Origin of the sequence: Lacinutrix himadriensis (assembly GCF_001418105.1) — a bacterium.
GTDB classification, from domain to species: Bacteria; Bacteroidota; Bacteroidia; order Flavobacteriales; family Flavobacteriaceae; genus Oceanihabitans; species Oceanihabitans himadriense.
In genome coordinates this window covers 1-3369 of sequence record NZ_LIQI01000011.1, presented here as the reverse complement: position 1 = coordinate 3369, position 3369 = coordinate 1, and the positions used below count along the sequence as shown (strand labels likewise).

The following is a 3369-nucleotide window of genomic DNA, read 5'->3' as shown; positions in this document are numbered from 1 at the left end:
AAAGAGACAAAAGCAAATAAGCCGATAATCAGATTCTGCCATTTTTTATTAATTCCGCTATATACTGTGAATATTAAAGTCAAAATTCCGAAAGATAGAAATGAGATAGTTTTCGAAAGTTCAGTCTCAAAAAAGGAAATTCCGAAACTCAGAACGAAACCAATTAATATACCTCTTGAGAAATTCGGTTTTGTTTTTTTGAATAGAAGAATTCCAATTATGATTCCTATTAGAATAATGATTCTTACGTAGGTCATTTTAACTGTTTGCTAACGGTTTTGTATATAAAAAGCAGCAGAATTATGTGTGCTAATTTTCAATTTAAAACAAAGATAGCAGAAAAGAACTAAACTTTAAGTTTAACCCTTAACTGCTATTTTTTATATACGTGGTTGTGGTTAGTTTTTATTGTTTAGTTAATGTTATATTGTTTGGGATAGTAAATTCTGGGTCTCTTGGGTTCTCTCCATTTATATTCCAATGTTCGCTATTTTGCAATATTAATTTTGCTTGTGAAACAGAATATGTTGGAGGATTGTTTCCTAAAGGTGGATTTGTTACTAAATCTAACAATTTGAAATATGCATTTTCGGTTTTGCTTTTTAAATAATCACTAAAATGAAAATGTAATTTTGTATCACTATTATAACCGCCAAGCATTGGTATTAACATTCTATATATATATGTTGGATGTGCATCCCATGCATTTTCTGCTGTAATATTATAATCTAAAGTGTTAATTATTTCTACACCATTTTCAATATATTTATATTTACCTATTACAGCATCTGAATAATGTTTAGATATATTTGAATATATCATTTCAATTTTTTCTAAAGTAATTGTTAATGAGTTATTTCCTTCTGTCCAAACCCAGGTGCCTAAAAACGGGTCTAATTTATTAGCAACATCTTTTAAATAGCAATTGTCCTGTAAGTCGATGTATATTTCGCTATTTGCTCTTTGTGAAATATCTATAATTGGTGTTTGTGCTTTACAACTTAAGGTTAATATTGTTAATGCTACGATAAATAATATATTTTTCATATTGTTATATTTTTAGTTACAAGGAGTTTCTTTAATTGTTCCGTTTATGAATTCTATTTTAGTAAATTCTGTAAAATGGTCATTCGCTCTAAATAAGGTTAATCCTAAATTTTCTTTATTTAAAAATCTAGCAAAATTTTCTTCGTTTTTAGCATTTGAATTTTCAGGTAATATTTTGTACTTATCTATTCCATACAAATTTTCTGCATTAACAACAAAATTAGAAAACTCCCAAAATGGAAATGTAGTAAGTGCTAAATTTGAATTTAAAAAAGTTTGACTGTTGTTAATTTGTATTGCATAATTTGTGCCTTGTTCAGTTGTAAGGAAATTTGTAAATGTATTTGGGCTAAAAATATGTCCCGTACCAATCAATTGATATATCTCATAAATGTCTTGTAGGGAGAAAACGGAAAGTTGTTTTTTGCCCTCAGTTTCATTATTGTAATGTAGATGCATTAATACACTAATATCAGCTGTGCCTAAATCCATAGGAACTTCATCTGCAATTTCTCTACCCTCAAAATAAAATGCACTAAATTCAGACTCATTAGGGGTCTGAGGGTTTAAGGAAAAACCCATTTCTTTAGAGGTTGTTGTTGTAGAATTGTTTAAAGACTGTAATAAGTTGTTAACTTTAACATTATTAAGAGTAGAGTTAATTATTGACTTGTTAATTGATTTTTTAATTTTTCGCAATCTGGATCAGCAGGATCAATAGCAGGAGCTGTTATTATTGGATATGAATCATCACAACCTCTACAGCTGGTACCTAAATTATTCCCTACATTATCATCACCAGATGGGTTTCCATCATTTTCTGCGCCAGTATTTGAGTTGTCATTTCCTGGATTATTTGTGTCATCTCCACTTTCTGGACCACTATTACCTCCAATCCAATTACAATCAAAAGCTACTGTGACCCATTCCCATTGTGCTGGACAATCGCAACCACATTCACATTGCGCATTATTAACATATATTTGTGTTTCTGAACAAACTAATTGAGGAGCTAGAACTTTAGTTAATTCCTCATCGTTAAAAACAGAAGTGTCAAAATCTATAGGAGTAAAAGTTGTTGAATAATCATCTGTAGGATTTAAGTTATAATATTGCTCTTTTGTAAAACTGTATGTTACAATATAGGCATCATAATTTCCTTGTTCATTTGAATATAATAAAAGGTTTTCAACATTCTGATTTACAATTGTATCTCTAATTATAGGAAAATTATAAGAATGTTTAATTCCGTCATCAATTAATTTTACGTAGTCTGTATTGATTGTAAATCCGTAATCGCTATTATGAATTTCTCTAGACAAAGAATTATTATCATTACTGATTGATTTAGGTAATATTTTTTGAAGCTTTTTAGCTACTTGTTTATTAGAAAGGACTTGATTTTTATTAAGGATTTTTACTGTAAATCTTGAATTGTGTTGAATAACAACATCATCTGTTAATTCTTTCTCACAATTGGTGAGTAAAAATGAAATTCCGAAGAGCAGAATTCCAATTTTAAAATAGCTTTTTAGTCTGTGTTTTTTCATAAATACAAAATCGTTTAAAGTTAATGAATGGAAGTGGTTTGGTCAAAATTAACCACAACGGTTTTGTATATGGTTTGTTGCGTGGTTTAAGCACTTAATTTAGCAAATAAAAACCGAATAGAAAATCCGCGAGGATTTTCGTAAGTAGGCTAGAACTAGCAATAAATTATATACGGCTTAAGTTTACATTTTAAATAAAACATTAAATTAAGATATATAAATCAGAAAGAACAAAAGAGAGAAATAAGATTAGTATACACGGTGAAGCATTAGACTTCGACAACATTGATAATCCTCTCTCTTTTTCTACTAATATTTCGTTCAGTTCTGTGAGACTTTAGATCTCGATTTCAAGTTGTTGAAACATCAGTAGCTCGTTCTTTCCAAAATTCAATTCTTATGAATAAATATAGTGAAATTTTTGGATTAGACATTAGCAAAGATGTCTTTGATGTTTATGGTTCAGAGACAGGACATGACCAATTTAAAAATGATGAGAAAGGCTTTGTGAAATTCATAAAAGGCTTACCAGGAAGTGTTTTGGTGGTTATGGAGGCTACAGGTTATTATCATTACAGGTTGGCACAGTTTTTATATAAATCTGGAGTATGTGTGTCTGTTGTAAACCCTTTATCTGTAAAGCGATTTATCCAGATGAAATTAGCCAAAGTAAAGACCGATAAGAGTGATTCTAAAGCCATTTGTGAATATGGACAAATGAATGATGTTCCTCTTTACACAGCTTTAAATGAAGTTCAGAGTGAGTGCTTGC

General features: G+C 29.6%; 4 protein-coding genes. 1 reads left to right on the top strand and 3 read right to left on the bottom strand.

The genetic code is table 11. From position 1 onward, the window contains the following. Positions 1–405: 405 nt before the first annotated feature. The 3 genes from AMD28_RS02195 to AMD28_RS02185 form a co-directional block, all read right to left on the bottom strand. Positions 406–1047: a DUF6705 family protein gene (locus tag AMD28_RS02195; RefSeq protein WP_055442534.1), complete on the bottom strand. Its 642-nt coding sequence runs from the start codon at positions 1045–1047 to the stop codon at positions 406–408. A 12-nt stretch (positions 1048–1059) separates the two neighbouring features. After that, a complete protein-coding gene (locus AMD28_RS02190; protein WP_152975524.1) occupies positions 1060–1629 on the bottom strand; it encodes a hypothetical protein in 570 nt (189 codons plus the stop codon). Positions 1630–1709: 80 nt separating this feature from the next. Continuing rightward, entirely contained in the window at positions 1710–2597 is an 888-nt protein-coding gene (locus AMD28_RS02185; RefSeq protein ID WP_055442532.1) for a hypothetical protein, read from the bottom strand. 399 nt (positions 2598–2996) lie between these two features. Between AMD28_RS02185 and AMD28_RS02180 the strand changes: the two genes are divergently transcribed. Next, positions 2997–3369: IS110 family transposase (locus tag AMD28_RS02180; protein ID WP_152975523.1), on the top strand; the 373-nt coding region annotated here is incomplete at its 3' end.